17 protein-coding genes are annotated in these 14,332 nt (G+C 63.1%); 6 read left to right on the top strand and 11 right to left on the bottom strand.

Translation table 11 applies throughout. From position 1 onward, the window contains the following. Positions 1-20: 20 nt before the first annotated feature. The 3 genes from lgt to KIT02_RS07420 all read right to left on the bottom strand — a co-directional run bounded on the left by lgt (position 21) and on the right by KIT02_RS07420 (position 3,428). Positions 21-845, bottom strand: coding sequence for a prolipoprotein diacylglyceryl transferase (gene lgt, locus KIT02_RS07430; RefSeq protein WP_297584293.1), 825 nt, complete (start codon positions 843-845; stop codon positions 21-23). Between the two features lie 247 nt (positions 846-1,092). Further along, the gene (gene nuoF, locus KIT02_RS07425) at positions 1,093-2,388 is read right to left on the bottom strand and encodes an NADH-quinone oxidoreductase subunit NuoF (protein ID WP_297584291.1); all 1,296 of its coding nucleotides are present in this window, start codon (positions 2,386-2,388) and stop codon (positions 1,093-1,095) included. A gap of 11 nt (positions 2,389-2,399) precedes the next feature. Further along, positions 2,400-3,428: a hypothetical protein gene (locus KIT02_RS07420; protein WP_297584283.1), complete on the bottom strand. Its 1,029-nt coding sequence runs from the start codon at positions 3,426-3,428 to the stop codon at positions 2,400-2,402. Between the two features lie 104 nt (positions 3,429-3,532). Here KIT02_RS07420 and KIT02_RS07415 point away from each other — a divergent pair, with 104 nt between their 5' ends. Then, positions 3,533-4,414, top strand: coding sequence for a LysR substrate-binding domain-containing protein (locus tag KIT02_RS07415; protein ID WP_297584281.1), 882 nt, complete (start codon positions 3,533-3,535; stop codon positions 4,412-4,414). 57 nt (positions 4,415-4,471) lie between these two features. On the opposite strand, the gene KIT02_RS07410 is transcribed toward KIT02_RS07415, so the two are convergent. Then, a complete protein-coding gene (locus KIT02_RS07410; protein ID WP_297584278.1) occupies positions 4,472-4,876 on the bottom strand; it encodes a DUF1428 family protein in 405 nt (134 codons plus the stop codon). Positions 4,877-4,919: 43 nt separating this feature from the next. Beyond that, entirely contained in the window at positions 4,920-5,705 is a 786-nt protein-coding gene (locus KIT02_RS07405; protein ID WP_297584275.1) for an SDR family oxidoreductase, read from the bottom strand. A 174-nt stretch (positions 5,706-5,879) separates the two neighbouring features. On the opposite strand from KIT02_RS07405, the gene KIT02_RS07400 reads away from it, so the two are divergent. The 4 genes from KIT02_RS07400 (at position 5,880) to proC (ending at position 8,761) form a co-directional block, all read left to right on the top strand. After that, entirely contained in the window at positions 5,880-6,125 is a 246-nt protein-coding gene (locus KIT02_RS07400; protein ID WP_297584273.1) for an accessory factor UbiK family protein, read from the top strand. A gap of 6 nt (positions 6,126-6,131) precedes the next feature. After that, complete coding sequence (locus KIT02_RS07395) at positions 6,132-6,854, top strand: metallophosphoesterase family protein (RefSeq protein ID WP_297584270.1); 723 nt, start codon at positions 6,132-6,134, stop codon at positions 6,852-6,854. Between the two features lie 498 nt (positions 6,855-7,352). Further along, positions 7,353-7,853: a YbjN domain-containing protein gene (locus KIT02_RS07390; RefSeq protein WP_297584267.1), complete on the top strand. Its 501-nt coding sequence runs from the start codon at positions 7,353-7,355 to the stop codon at positions 7,851-7,853. An 86-nt stretch (positions 7,854-7,939) separates the two neighbouring features. Next, a complete protein-coding gene (proC, locus tag KIT02_RS07385) occupies positions 7,940-8,761 on the top strand; it encodes a pyrroline-5-carboxylate reductase (protein WP_297584264.1) in 822 nt (273 codons plus the stop codon). A gap of 189 nt (positions 8,762-8,950) precedes the next feature. Here the strand turns inward: proC and KIT02_RS07380 are convergent, their stop codons facing one another. Beyond that, positions 8,951-9,469, bottom strand: coding sequence for a MarR family transcriptional regulator (locus KIT02_RS07380; RefSeq protein WP_297584261.1), 519 nt, complete (start codon positions 9,467-9,469; stop codon positions 8,951-8,953). Positions 9,470-9,599: 130 nt separating this feature from the next. Between KIT02_RS07380 and KIT02_RS07375 the strand changes: the two genes are divergently transcribed. Beyond that, on the top strand, positions 9,600-10,490 hold the full coding sequence (locus KIT02_RS07375) for a branched-chain amino acid aminotransferase (protein WP_297584258.1): 891 nt from the start codon (positions 9,600-9,602) through the stop codon (positions 10,488-10,490). A 216-nt stretch (positions 10,491-10,706) separates the two neighbouring features. Here KIT02_RS07375 and KIT02_RS07370 read toward each other — a convergent pair whose 3' ends face one another. The 5 genes from KIT02_RS07370 to KIT02_RS07350 all read right to left on the bottom strand — a co-directional run bounded on the left by KIT02_RS07370 (position 10,707) and on the right by KIT02_RS07350 (position 14,331). Further along, complete coding sequence (locus KIT02_RS07370; RefSeq protein ID WP_297584255.1) at positions 10,707-11,153, bottom strand: molybdenum cofactor biosynthesis protein MoaE; 447 nt, start codon at positions 11,151-11,153, stop codon at positions 10,707-10,709. Positions 11,154-11,185: 32 nt separating this feature from the next. Then, positions 11,186-11,437 carry a MoaD/ThiS family protein gene (locus tag KIT02_RS07365; RefSeq protein ID WP_297584252.1) on the bottom strand — a complete coding sequence of 84 codons (252 nt, stop codon included), beginning with the start codon at positions 11,435-11,437 and terminating at the stop codon, positions 11,186-11,188. Then, a complete protein-coding gene (gene pgsA, locus KIT02_RS07360; RefSeq protein WP_297584250.1) occupies positions 11,434-12,003 on the bottom strand; it encodes a CDP-diacylglycerol--glycerol-3-phosphate 3-phosphatidyltransferase in 570 nt (189 codons plus the stop codon). Before pgsA ends, KIT02_RS07365 begins: the two co-directional genes overlap by 4 nt. 171 nt (positions 12,004-12,174) lie before the next feature. Beyond that, on the bottom strand, positions 12,175-13,248 hold the full coding sequence (locus KIT02_RS07355; protein WP_297584247.1) for a 3-deoxy-7-phosphoheptulonate synthase: 1,074 nt from the start codon (positions 13,246-13,248) through the stop codon (positions 12,175-12,177). A 282-nt stretch (positions 13,249-13,530) separates the two neighbouring features. Continuing rightward, positions 13,531-14,331, bottom strand: a complete 801-nt coding sequence (locus tag KIT02_RS07350; protein WP_297584245.1) for an ABC-2 family transporter protein — start codon at positions 14,329-14,331, stop codon at positions 13,531-13,533. Position 14,332 lies beyond the last annotated feature (1 nt).

Here is a 14,332-nt window from a genome sequence, read left to right as displayed (position 1 = left end):
TGGCTAGCGCATTGTTAGCATTACGTCCGCAGCGGGCTTTCGCGCCGGGATGCCGCATAGGCGACAAGGACAAGGCCGCCAACAAGGATCGGCAGGCTCAGAATCTGCCCCATGGTGACCCAGCCGAAATAGAGGTAGCCCAGTTGCTCATCGGGCAGCCGGACGAATTCGACCGCCATGCGCGACAGGGCATAGCCGATGGCAAAGATGCCGGCGACCAGCCCGGGCCGCCGCAGGGCATAAAAGACATGGGTGGCGACGCGGATCACCAGGAACAGCAGGAGGCCCTCGAGCAGGCCTTCGTAAAGCTGGCTCGGATGCCGGGCGACCTGCAGCGGATCGGTGGGGAAGACGACACCCCAGGGCAGGTCGGTCGGCGCGCCATAGAGTTCGGAATTGATGAAATTGGCCAGGCGCCCGAGGAAGATGCCGATGGTGGCGACCGCCCCGAGAAGGTCGAGGCTCGACAGCCAATTGCCGCCCCTGGACCGGGTGAACAGGATGGCGGCCAGCATCAGGCCCAGCATGCCGCCGTGATAGGACATGCCGCCATCGAGCGTGTTGATGATCTGGCCCGGATTGGCGAGGTAGAAGGGCAGGTTGTAGAACAGCACATAGCCGGCGCGACCGCCGATGACGATGGCCAGCATGGCCCAGAAGGCGAAATCCCAGATGTCCTTGGCCGCAAAGGGCGGCGCACCGCGATGCCAGAGCCGCTCATTGCGCAGCAGCAGATAGCCATAGGCGGCGCCGAGTAGCACGCCGAACAGATAGGCCAGGGCATACCAGCGGATGGCGATGGGCCCGATGGCGATGGCGACGGGGTCGATATTGGGGAAGGGCAATGGGCGCTCCGAGTGTTCGACCGGCAGTGCCGAAACAATACGGCAGCTTCATGAGTGCCGTAACCCGATGCCGCGCGTCTCTCAAGGGGGCGGGTGAAGAAAGGGGAGGGGGCAGTGGTTCGTTTCTGGACCACAGGCTCGAAGTCCAACCGATATCCGGTGACAACGTACCAAGCGCCAAAGGTCTTCGTGTGCGGGATAACCCGCCCCAGAGAAACTGCGGGTCCAGGAGCGGAGGAGAAGCAGGTCAGTTGGCGAAAGTCAGGTCGTTGTCAGCTCTATAGGTGTAACTGTCTATTCGGTCCTCGATCACGTGCCGGAAGTTTCTGATCAGGCCTTGGACGGGCCAGGATGCCGCTTCACCAAGTCCGCAGATCGTATGTCCCTCGATCTGCTTTGTGAGTTCGAACAACATGTCGATCTCACACTTCTGTGCGCGGCCTTCCACCATTCGGGCCATAATGCGCTCAATCCAGCCAGTTCCTTCACGGCATGGCGTGCATTGCCCGCAGCTTTCGTGCCTGTAAAACGCACTCAGCCGCCAGATTGCCCGGATTATGTCGGTGGATTTGTCCATCACTATGATCGCGGCGCTGCCGAGCGATGAGCCGACTTCACGAACTCCATCATAGTCCATCCGGGCATGGCGAATTCTATCTGCTGGGACACAGGGCATGGACCCGCCCCCGGGGATGACTGCGAGTAGATTGCCCCAACCGCCACGGACTCCACCGCAGTGTTTTTCGATCATTTCCTCAAACGGCGCGCCCATTTCCTCTTCGAATACGGCTGGTCGTTCCACATGTCCTGAGACGCAGAACAGTTTGGTTCCGGCATTATTGGGACGTCCAAGCGCGTTGAACCAGGCGCCAGATCGACGCAAGATTTCCGGTACAACCGCTATCGATTCAGCATTGTTGATCGTTGTGGGATTGCCGTAGACGCCAGCGTTTGCGGGGAATGGCGGGCGCAAACGTGGCTGACCCTTCTTGCCCTCCAAGGATTCCATCAATGCGGTTTCTTCGCCGCAGATATAGGCACCCGCGCCGTGATGTACGAGAATGTCGAAGTCCCATCCATGGATATTGTTCCTGCCGATAAGCCTTGCGTCATAGGCCTGCTGAACAGCAGCCTCAAAGCGTTGCCGCTCACGGACGAACTCGCCGCGAATGTAGACAAAGGCCATGTGCGCATCGATGGCACGACCGGCCAACAGGCAACCTTCAACGAGATGGTGGGGGTCGTGACGCAGGATCTCCCGGTCTTTGCAGGTGCCGGGTTCGGACTCGTCCGCATTGACCAGGAGATAGTTTGGCCGGCCACTACTCTCAGGCGGCATGAAAGTCCATTTCAGGCCCGTCGGAAAACCGCCGCCACCGCGCCCGCGAAGCCCGGAGACCTTGACCTCATTGGTAATCCACTCTCGACCGGCTCGCACGAAATCTTGTGTTCCGTCCCACGCGCCGCGCTCACGGGCTCCGGCGAGTGTCCAATCAAGCCGGCCATAGAGATTGGTAAAGATGCGGTTCTTGTCGGCTAGCATTGTTCGACCCGCTATTGCCCGATGATCTTGATGAGCCATGTGATCGCCTTGCGATATCCGGCCTTCTCGAGCAGGTCGATTTTCGCGCGCCAGGCGGCAGGGCAAACGACCAGGACGGACCGATCTCCGCGCTCCTGGCGAGCAGCCTCTGCCTCGACCAGCAGCGCCATGGACGACGCATTGCCAGAGCTGGCGCCTGGAGGATTCATGAGGTCAACGTGAAAAAAGTCATCGATTACACCGATGTCGGATATGTCGTGCGCACTTGGGAAATGCAGCCAGGTTGCCGGCTGCGAGATTGCGTAGCCCTCGAATCTGTTGCCGGTTTCGGCCACGAACATGTCCCGATCGATGAGGGATAAGCTGTGCTTCATCCAACCTTCGAAGTGTGCATCTGCGTTCTTGTGGGTTTTCCAGAAAGTGGGGTGCAGGTCCTGCAGGATTCGCCGGTTCAATGCACTCGATGCGACGATTTTGGTCACGTCCGTTTCTGTGGCCGGTCGTGTGTCGGCGTGTCCGGCCGATAGGCAAAGGCCGGTCTTGGCATAGTATAGTGTAACTGGTTCGAAGCCTTGGGCGACATACTCACTTTCCCAGCTGCCACCGGCAACACTGGAGGCCAGCAGCAGCCTGGCACCGACACCGATCAAATCGGCTTGTGTGGCTTGAAAGAGTTTCTCTCGAGTGGACGGAGGCGCCACGGGTGAAACATGACAGTCTTCCATGATCAGTCCCGGCGGCCCGAGTTCACCGGCGTAAATTGGTGGAACCGGGAGTAGAATCGAATGGGTCACTCCCACGATCTGTCCTTCGGCTTCGGCCACGAGCCACTGCTGACGCAATGGCGGTGTTTCCGCCTTCATCGCTGACCGGATGCTGGACACCACTTTTTCTTGAGCGTTGCCAACAAGACCCCATAGCCCCGGGTCCGCCGCACATCGCTCCCCGGCGTCGAGCAGAAGAATATTTGCGATCGCCGCAACGTCCTGTGGACCCGCGGGCCTGACAGTTACAGTCGTGTCCAACACCTCGGCTGGCATTTCGATGAGCCCTCCTTCTTCAAGCGTTGATCGCAGTGCCAGAAGCAATTGACAAAGCAGAAAAATTGCATGAGACAATAGAAAATCTAACGTCTGAGGGTGTCTTGGCGCGGACAGTCAATCTCAACTCTGTGCGTATCTTCGCCGCTGCCGCACTACACGGCAATTTCCAACGCGCGGCAGAGGGCCTGGGGCTATCGCATGGAGCGGTTTCCCAGCGCATGAAGCAGCTTGAGGAAGAACTTGGCGTTGCATTGTTCGAGCGGCAAGCTCGCGGCGTCCGTCTGACGCCGAACGGCGAAAAATACCGTGATGCTGTCAACCAGGCGCTTTCGATACTCGCTACCGCCCAGGCTGATCTTGAGCGCAGGGACGATCAGGTGACCCTGCATCTGGGGGCATCCTTTGCGACGCGGTGGCTGATGCCTCGAATGAGGCGCTTTGCCGCCAAAGTTCCAGACGTCTCGATCGCGACAGAAGTTCATGAGGAACTTCTTCGGCGCCGGCTAGGTCGAAACGAAATAGCGATCTGGCCTGCAAGAACGTCTCAAAACGCTCCGGGTCAGCACGTGCATCGCCTGACCGAACTTCAACTGGTTGCCGTGTGCAGTCCGGAACTGGCCCGGCCAGATGGCCCGCTCAAGTTAGAGGCTCTGTTGTTGCTGCCGCTGTTGCAGGACGCGCACCGTCGATGGGAACGACTGAGCGGGACAGCAGGACAAAAAGCGAAGATGAGCCTACTGAACTTCGATCGGTCAGCTCTGGCCCTGGATGCTGCTATCAACGGGCACGGCGTCGCAATCGCGCCCGACTACTTTGTCGCCGACGAAGTCCGGTCTGGTCGGCTGGTTGAAGTTTGGCGAGGCCCGTTGAGCTCAGGTGAGTACCTGTTCATGTCCTGGGCTACACAAGACGGTGCCGGCGGACCGGTAAATCGGACTATTCGCTGGATATCTGCCGAGTTTGCTCCATTGGGGGCCGATTGAAAGGCCCAGGGCGCAGCGCTTCCGCATTCTCGTGCCGCGGCGATCGCCAGCGCCATTTCAATGCAGATCGTATTCGACGTCGAAGCCGGCCGCGATCAGGCGTTTGCCGTCGAATACGGGGTCCTCGTTCATGGTCGCCTGGATGCGCGGGTCGACGAGGACTGCCTTGATGGCGCGGTCGCGTACGGCCTGGCTGGGCCATTCGGTGATGGAAATGACGACGGTTTCGTCGGGGGCGGCGCCGGCGAGCCTGCGCATGTCGGGGAGGTCGCCCGGGGCGTAGGTGTCCATGGCGTCTGCGGCATGGAAATCGGCCTCATTGCTGGCTTCCAGGCACTGCCAGCAATCGGTGATGCGCGTGGCCCCGTATTCGCGATAGATTTCGGCAATGCGGGCCGAAAAGGCGAGATAGGCGGCCTTGCGGTCGGTCCGCACCGGCACGATGGTGATGTCGTTGAACATCGCGTTCTCCTCTTTTTGTGCGGGATGGCCGCCGCGCCCCGGGTCAATCCAGTTGTCCGCCGCCGGTGGTGTTGGCGAGGGTGGCGGTCATGCTCGATGCCAGATCGCTGGCCAGCAGTACCGCGGCGTCGGCGACCTGGGAAAGCGATGCGATGTGGCGCAGCGGTGTGTCCTTGGCAAACTCGGCATGGAGTTCGTCGAAGGTCATGCCGCGCTCCTTGGCGTGAAGGGTCCAGACCTCGCGTATGCCGGGTGTGTCGGGCGATCCCGGCGAGCGTACCCAGCAGCAGCGCACGCCTTTCGGCCCCGCTTCGACGGCCAGGTGGCGCAGAAAATGCTCGACTGCCGCACCGGCGACCCCAAAACCGCCCATCTGGTTATAGGCCTGGCGGGCGGCATTGGCGGTGAAGCCGATAATGGCGCCGCCACCGGTCTCGCCCATCAGCCGGGCCGCTTCGGTGCCGATGTTGAACCAGGACTTGAGACCGTTTTGCACCGGCTGCACGAAGCGCTCATAGTCTAGGTCGACGAGGTCGTTGCCCTGCGCATCGCCCCAATCAATGGCGGCAAAGACGATGCCGATGGGACCGGACGCGGCGGCAACCTCGTTGAGATGCGCCGCCACCGCCGCGCGGTCCATGGCATCGACCGTCGCGATATGCGCGCGGCCGCCCGCGGCCCGGATATTTTCGGCAACCGCCTGCAGGCCTTCGGCGCGGCGGGCCGCGAGATGAACCACGGCGCCTTCGCGGGCAAATGCCCTGGCGACGGCGCTGCCGACCGCCCCGCTGCCCCCATAGACGACGGCGACCTTGTTGTTCAAAAGCATGTTGATCCTCCTGAGCCGGAGCCTTGCCGGCTCCCATGCTGCGACGAGCCGGCCGGTCCCGGTTCGACAGGGCCGGGCCGGTTCTGTCTGCGCCGCCAATCCGCCGCACTGGTCAACATGGGCCGACTGGCCTACATATCGAACACAAACAGAGATTTCGGAAACGGACGGACCATGAACCAGAGCAACAAGATTTTCGACGATCTGGGACGCCTGATGAACGGCGCGGCGGGGGTGGCCGATGGGGTGCGCCGCGAGGTCGAGACCGTGGTCAAGTCGCAGGCCCAGCGGATCGTCAATGACATGGACCTGGTCAAGCGCGAGGATTTTGACGCGCTGCGCGAGCTGGTGCAGGTCCAGGGCGAAGAAATCGAGGCCTTGCGCAAGGAACTCGCCGCGTTGCGCGGTGCCAAGCCGTAAGCAGCGGTGAAGCTCGCCGTCATCTCCGATGTGCATGGCAATGCGCCGGCGCTCGAGGCGGTGCTGGCCGATATCGCACGCGAAAATGTCGATGCGGTCCTGTGCCTGGGCGACCATGTGAGCGGGCCCATCGATCCGGCGGCGACGGCGGATCTGCTGATGGCGCTGGATGGCCCGATCATCGCCGGCAATCACGATCGCTGGCTGACGGAGCTTGGGCCAGAAGAGCTCGACCCGGTGGACCGGTTTGCCAGGGCCCGGCTGAGCCCGGCCCATATCGACTGGCTGGCGGCCATGCCGGCCACGGCCAGTTTCGGGCGTGACGTGTTCCTTTGCCACGGCACGCCAAATAGCGATGTGCAGATGTGGCTCGATGGCTATTCCTATGACCGGCAGACGGTGCTGCCCGACGAAGAGACGGTGACCCGCGAGGCCGAGGGCGTCGATTTTCCGGTCATCGTCTGCGGGCACACGCATCTGCCGCGATCGGTGCGGCTGCGCGACGGGCGGCAGGTGGTCAATCCGGGCAGTGTCGGGCTGCAATTCGGCCACGGCTCGCCCGATGCGCGCTATGGCCTGATCGAGCAGCGGGGCGGGAACTTTGCCGTCAGCCTGCGATCAGTGCCCTATGACCACGCCGCCGCGGCCGGGATGGCGGTGGCCAATGGATTTCCGGCCTGGCGCGAGGCGCTGCTGACCGGCTGGACCGACGCCGAGGGGCTGTTTTAGGTCGCTTTTTTGGTCAGATGGGGGGCGAGTGGTGGCCGAGAGGTTTGCTCCCCTCACCCCGGCCCTCTCCCCGGACGGGCGAGGGGGCGATGGAGGCGCGAGTTCGGTTCACTGATGGACCGGGCCGGTGACCCTTCACAGTGTCATTCCCGCGAAAGCGGGAACCTCCTGTTTTGCTGAAACCATAGGCTCCCGCTTTCGCGGGAGTGACGCTGTGGTCTAGCGCGGTTGCGCTTTCAGGAACCCTGTGCCGGAACGAGACGGCAGGTGTGGACAAGGCGCGTCGCCTTAACACTTCGTTAACCATGTCGGGCCGACCATCTTCCACAAGAGAATGATGTTCTCCGCGCCGGTCGCGTCCCCTGAATCAGTGGTGCGGTGTACGGTTCAACCAGGAGGACGATTCGTAAGCCGCCACGGCGGCTCGTGCGTGTTTCCATCGGTATTGGCGGCTCGGCCGCTGCACTCTCCCAGCGCCCAAAAGGCACGGAACCGTTCATGTCTCTGATTGAATTCGAGCCCGACCGCAGCTCCCATCCGGTTGACCTCGTGGAACACATTGCCGCGATCAACGACTGGACGTTCGAGCGCCAGGATGCCGACGAAATCTCGATTTCGGTGCGTGGCGGCTGGAGCGACTATCACGTGTCGTTCAACTGGATGGCGGACCTGGAAAGCCTGCATATCGCCTGCGCCTTCGACCTCAAGGTGCCCGATGGGCGGCGGGCCGAAATCAAGCAGTTGATCAGCCTGATCAATGAGCAATTGTGGATCGGCCATTTCGATATCTGGAACAAGGAAGGCGTGGTGCTGTTCCGCAATTCGCACCTGCTGACCGGCGGCGCCGATGTGTCGCCGCAGCAATGCGAGGCGCTGCTGCGTTCGGCGACCGATAGCTGCGATCTCTATTACCAGGCCTTCCAGTTCGTCGTCTGGGCCGGAAAATCGGCAGCCGATGCGCTGAGCCACGTGATGTTCGAGACCGTCGGCGAGGCCTGAGCGGGCCTTGCCTTCACCGCGTGCAGTCTTCATGCTGGCGTGAACAGGGGCGCGAAGTCCCCGACACTCCCGGAAGGCTTTTTCTGATGGCAAATCTGCGTTCGATCGGTCCTGTCATGCTGGTGGGCGCCGGCAAGATGGGCGTGGCCCTGGCACGCGGCTGGCTCGAGGCGGGCCTGCCGCCGACGAGCCTGGTCCTGGTGGACCCTTCGCCCGGCGATGCCGCCCGCCACCTCGCCGCCGATTTCGACCTGGTCATCAATGCCGAGGCAGCCGGGCTGCAGCCCAATGTGCTGGTTCTGGCGGTGAAGCCGCAGATCATCGGCCCGGTGATGGAGACGCTGGCGCCGGCACTGGGGGCGCAAACCCTTATCCTGTCGATTGCCGCCGGCATTTCGCTGAAGCGTCTGTCCGAAGGCCTGGGGACCGGGCGCGTGGTGCGCACCATGCCCAATACGCCCGCCCAGATCGGCAAGGGCATTACCGGGGCGGTGGCCGGAGCCGATGTGGGGCAGGCGGACCGTGCCGTGGCCGAGGCGCTGTTGTCGGCGGCTGGACCGGTGGTGTGGTTCGAGGCGGAAGGCGATCTCGACGCGGTAACGGCCGTGTCCGGGTCTGGCCCGGCCTATGTGTTCAACCTGGTCGAGGCGATGGCGGCGGCCGGCGTGGCGCAGGGTCTGCCCGAGCATGTCGCCATGCAACTGGCGCGGCAGACGGTGATCGGGGCGGCGGCCCTGATGGAGGCCGATCCGGCCCCGGCCAGCGTGTTGCGGCAGAACGTGACCTCGCCCAATGGGACGACCGCGGCGGCGCTCGACGTCCTGATGGCGCCCGATGGCCTGACACCGCTGATGGAGCGGGCCGTGGCCGCCGCGCGCAAGCGCAGCGAGGAACTGGGGCAGGGTTAGGCCGCTCAGGATAGGACTGAAACGGCGGAGCCTTTCCCTTCTCCCCTGAGGGGAGAAGGTGGCGCGAAGCGCCGGATGAGGGGTTCACACTCGCGTTCTTGCCGAGAGGTTTTCACCCCTCACCCCATCCTCTCCCCTGAGGGGAGAGGGGGCGATGGAGGTGATGGTTCGGTTTGAGGGTGATACGCTCTACAGCTTATCTGTCAGGCGCAGGCGATCGAGGACGGCGTGGTCGGCGGGGTCGACCATGCCGACGAGGAACCGGCGCACCTGGGCGGCGGCCTCCGGTGGCAGGGCGGCCATCGAGGCATTGATGCGGCTGGCCTGGGTCACGGACAGGTTGGCAAAGAAGGACCGGCCCTTTTCGGTTGCATAGAGCAGGCGCTGCCTCCGGTCGGTGCGGCCGGTTTTCTGTTCGACATAGCCGTGATCGATCAACTGGCGCAGCACGCGGGCCAGGCTTTGCTTGGTGATTTTCAGGATATCGAGCAGGTCGGCCACCGGCATTCCGGGCCGCAGATTGACGAAATAGAGCACGCGGTGATGGGCCCGGCCGAAGCCCTGGCGGTCGAGCAGGGCATCGGCGTCGCCGGTAAAGTCGCGATAGGCGAAGAAAAACAGGCCCATGATGTCGAGCGGCAAATGGGCGTGATCCGCGATGGCGGAATTTATGTCAGCCTTGTTGACATTTTTTTCGTCTGCTGGCATTGTCACCCCATCGCTACAGCTTCAGGACTTATCCCAAAGGCGTTCTGGTTTGCCAAGGGTTTGGCGCTGATGCATGATTGGCGCAAGCAGCCGCGACGATGCGGCGTAAATAAGTTTCTGGAGAGGAATCATGGCAGGCCTGCCGATGGACCAGCGCGATGGCTGGATCTGGTTTGATGGCGAACTCAAACCCTGGAAGGACGCGAAGGTCCACGTGCTGACGCACGGGCTTCACTATGCCAGTTCCGTATTCGAGGGCGAGCGCGCCTATGGCGGGGAGATTTTCAAATCCCGCGAACACACCGAGCGCCTGATCCGCTCGGCCGCAACGCTCGACATGCCCTTCCCCTATTCGGTGGATGAAATCGAAGCCGCCAAGCAGCTCGTGCTCGAAAAGAACGGCCTGGTCGACGCCTATGTGCGCCCGGTCGCCTGGCGCGGCTCGGAAGAGCTTTCGGTGCCGGCCCGCAAGAACACCGTGCATGTGGCCATCGCCGCCTGGGTGTGGCCGAGTTATTTCTCCGTCGAGGAAAAGCTCAAGGGCATTCGCCTCGAATGGAGCAAGTGGAAGCGCCCGTCGCCCGAGACCATCCCGTCTTCGGCCAAGGCTGCGGGCCTCTACATGATCTGCACGCTCAGCAAGGACGCGGCCATGGCCAATGGCTATGCCGACGCGCTGATGCTGGACTATCGCGGCTATGTGGCCGAGGCGACCGGCGCCAATGTGTTCTTCGTCAAGGGCAAGGACATTACCACGCCGATCCCCGATTGCATCCTCAACGGCATCACGCGGCAGACGCTGATCGGGTTGGCCAAGGAAAACGGCTATACGGTCACCGAGCGCCATATCAAGCCGGAAGAACTCAGCCAGTTCGACGAGTGCTTCCTGACCGGCACGGCGGCGGAAGTGACGCCGGTGTCGCTGATTGGCGAGTACAAGTTTGCTCCTGCCGAAGCCTGCCGCACGCTGATCGACGCCTATGCACGGGCCGTGACCCCGAAACAGGCCGCAGCCGAGTAAGCATTGCGGATTTGAAATTGAGAAGGCCGGGCAGTGATGCCCGGCTTTTTTCTGTTGGGGGGAGGTATCCCCCTCATCCGGCGCTGCGCGCCACCCCGGATCAAGTCCGGGGCAGGCTCTTCTCCCCGAGTGGGAGAAGAATAAGGGATGCCCTACTGTTCCTCTCCCACTTGGGGAGAGGGTGGATCGCCCGAAGGGCGAGACGGGTGAGGGGCCCTATCTGCCCCACCGCTCCCGCGCCGCGTCATCCGCTGGCTTAGCCTCTACCCACTGTGTGCCGGACGCGGTTTCCTCCTGTTTCCAGAAGGGCGCGTCGGTCTTGAGGTAATCCATGAGATATTGGGCGCCGTCGAAGGCGGCCTGGCGGTGGGCGGCGAGGGTCATCACCTGCATGATCGGCTCGCCCGGCACAAGCCGGCCATGGCGATGGAGCACCGCGGCATCGATCAGCTCGAAACGGGCGATGGCGGCGGCGCGCATGGCGGCGATCTCGTTCCGGGCGAGTTCGGGATAGCATTCGAGAACCAGGGCGGTGATGGGCCGCTCGGGAGTCGAGCGCACGATGCCGGTAAAGGTGACGGCGGCGCCAGCTTGGGGGTGATCGGCCTGAAAGGCGGTGGCCAGGGCGCCGGGGTCGAAGGGGGCGTCGGAGATGACAAGCATGCGCGGCCTCCAGTTGACCTTATGCGAGTGGGTCAGCCGCCGGTCATCGGCGGCAGGATGGCGACTTCTCTGGCCCCGGCGATCGGCGTCTCTGGCGGCATGATGCGGGCGTCGCGCGACAGCTTGAACATGGCCGGAACTGCCATGGCCAGGTCCAGCGCTTCGTCGCGGCTGCGCAGCCAGGCGACCAGATCGGCCAGGGTGACGACGGAAGCGGGCGGATCGACCTCGTCGCTTGCGCGATTGAGCCGCTCGCGCAGCCAGGCGAAGTAGAGCACCTTCATTTGGGGTTCGCGCCGGACAGGTGCGGCCAGGAGGCGGCGAGATATTGCCAGCCGGTCCACAGGGTCACGGCGCCGGCTGCCCAGAGCACCACATCGGACACAAGCCGCAGGCCGGGCACGATGCCTTCGAGCAGGATGACGACCAGGGCCACCATCTGCAGCGTGGTCTTCCACTTGGCGAGCAGGGTCACGGGCAGGACCACCGATGTCTTGCCCAGGAACTCACGCAGGCCGGAGACGAAGAACTCGCGGAACAGGATGGCGATGACCGGCACCATGTCGACGCCGGAAAGACTGCCGTCCCAGGCGAGAACGGCGAACAGGATGCCGACAAGCAGCTTGTCGGCAATGGGGTCGAGCATGCGGCCGAGATCGGAATACTGGTTCCAGGCGCGGGCGAGATAGCCGTCGAGCCAGTCCGAAGCGGCGGCGAGGATGTATAAAATGAGCGCCACCAGCCGCAGGACGAGGTCACCCTGCATGATCATCCAGGCAATGGGCAGCACCGCCAGGATGCGGATGATGGTGATGATATTGGGGACGAGCAGCAGCGGGTTGCGTGACATGGCCGGAGAGAACAGCAAGGCAGGCGGAGGGTCAAGGTGGTTTGAGTTGCACGATGCACACCTCCCCCTTGAAGGGGGAGGCCGGGAGGGGTGAGAGCCCCGATATCGGGGCTCTCACCCCTCCCTTGATCCCTCCCCTCAAGGGCGAGGCGAGATGACCTCAGGGCAAACTCACGCGACGGCCTGATTGGTGACGGCGCGGCGCTGCTGCACCGTGTCGGCGAGGGCTCGCAATGTATTCACCGTGGTGTCCCAATCGATGCAGCCATCGGTGATTGACTGGCCATAGACCAGGTCCTGTCCGGGCACGAGGTCCTGGCGCCCGGCAACGATATTGGACTCGATCATGACCCCGATGATCCGGCGGTCGCCACTGGCCACCTGTGCGCCGATCTCGGCCAGGACGGCCGGCTGGTTCTCGGGCTTCTTGGACGAATTGGCGTGGCTGGCATCGATCATGATGGCGGCGTTGAGACCGGCTTTGCGGGCAGCCTGGGCGGCGGCATCGACGCTTTGGGCATCGTAATTGGTGGTCTTGCCGCCGCGCAGGATGACGTGGCAGTCCTCATTGCCGGTGGTGGTGGCGATGGCCGAGCGCCCATCCTTGGTCACGGCCATGAAATGATGCGGCTGGGCAGCGGAGAGCACCGCGTCGAGCGCGATCTTCACATTGCCATCGGTGCCGTTCTTGAAGCCCACGGGGCAGGACAGGCCCGAGGCCAGTTCGCGGTGAATCTGGCTTTCGGTGGTGCGCGCGCCGATGGCGGCCCAGCTGACGAGATCGGCGATGTATTGCGGGGTGGTCATGTCGAGGAATTCGCAGGCCGCCGGCAGGCCGAGATTGGCAATGTCGAGCAGCAGAGTCCGGGCGGTGTGCAAGCCGTGGTCGATATTGAAGCTGCCGTCGAGATCCGGATCGTTGATGAGGCCCTTCCAGCCCACCGTGGTGCGCGGCTTTTCGAAATAGACGCGCATGATGATTTCCAGCCGATCCCCGAGTTCCGCGCGCAGGCCCGCCAGCCGATTGGCGTAGTCCATGGCGGCCTTGGGATCGTGGATGGAGCAGGGGCCGACGATGACCGCCAGCCGGTCATCCTGGCCGGTGAGAATATTGTGCAGGTCATGGCGCGCGGCGATGACAGTGCGGGTTGCGGCGTCGGTGCGCGGATGGGTTCGCATGACCTCGATGGGCGTGGTCAGCGGCTTGATTGCGGTGATGCGCAGGTCATCGGTGGATTTGAGCATTTTCGTGGTCCTCGGGGTCTCTTTGTCGCGCTTCCGAACCGAAAAACCGGTGTCCACTTTTTCTGGAAGCGCTTGGTTGTCGAGGGGCCAAGAAAAAAGCCGCCTCGGAAGTCGGGCGGCTGGCTTGCGATTTGGGTCTGGTCTTTTTTGGATCAGGACGCGCGCGCAATAGCCTCCGCCGGGAGCGGATAGCTAAAGTACCAATAAAAGGTCGCTGCGTTGATCATGGCGGGGAAGCTAGCCGAGGAAATCGGGGCTGTCGAGTCCCCACTTTCGTAGGGGTCAGCCGCCGGCACCCTGATAGTTGCGCAGGCACCAGCGCCAGTGCGCCATGGCGATCAGCACGAAGAGGGGCCCGACCGCGAGGCAGGCCGCGCCGGCCCAATCGCCCAGGAGCGGCACCGGCTTGCCGAGGACCACGGCGACCGGCACGAAGGCCAGAAAGGCCATGGGCGCAAAGGTCAGCATGAGAATTTGCAGGGGCAGGGGGAAGATGTTGAGCGGATAGCGCGCCAGCTCCCAGAAGCCGAAGAATACCGAATAGAGGTGATTGGACTTGACCCACACCAGCGCGGTGGCGCCGATCATGGTCATGAGGGCGCAGATCATGGAAGCCGAACTCACCAGCGCGGCGACGAAGAACAGCGCGGTGCCCAGGCTCCAGTCGGCTTCGACGCTGGGAATGGCCCAGATCATCAGGCCGAGCGCCAGCAGCACATGGCCGGTATAGCCGATATTGATCCCCGAAAAGACCAGATAGGTCCAGGGCCCGATGGGCTTGACCAGGACGGCATCGAAGGTGCCCAGGCGCACCTTTTCTTCCATGTCGCGGAACTGGGTGAAGCTGAGCGACGCGCCGAGGGAATAGGCGAGCAGATGGAAGGCCAGCAGCAGCGCCATTTCCGGCCAGATCCAGCCCCCCAGATTGCCAAAGCGCAGGAGGATGAGGGCGATGGCCGAGTAGATGGCGGCATAGGCGACGATCTGCGAGAACCAGCCCAGGATGGTGGCGCCGCGATATTCCATGCGGGTGCGCACGAACATGCGGACCAGGTGGGGGATGACGACCAGAGCGCGGGTCATG

This window comes from Devosia sp. (genome assembly GCF_025809055.1).
In the GTDB taxonomy this organism is placed as follows: Bacteria; Pseudomonadota; Alphaproteobacteria; order Rhizobiales; family Devosiaceae; genus Devosia.
This window is presented reverse-complemented; position numbering and strand designations above follow the sequence as displayed.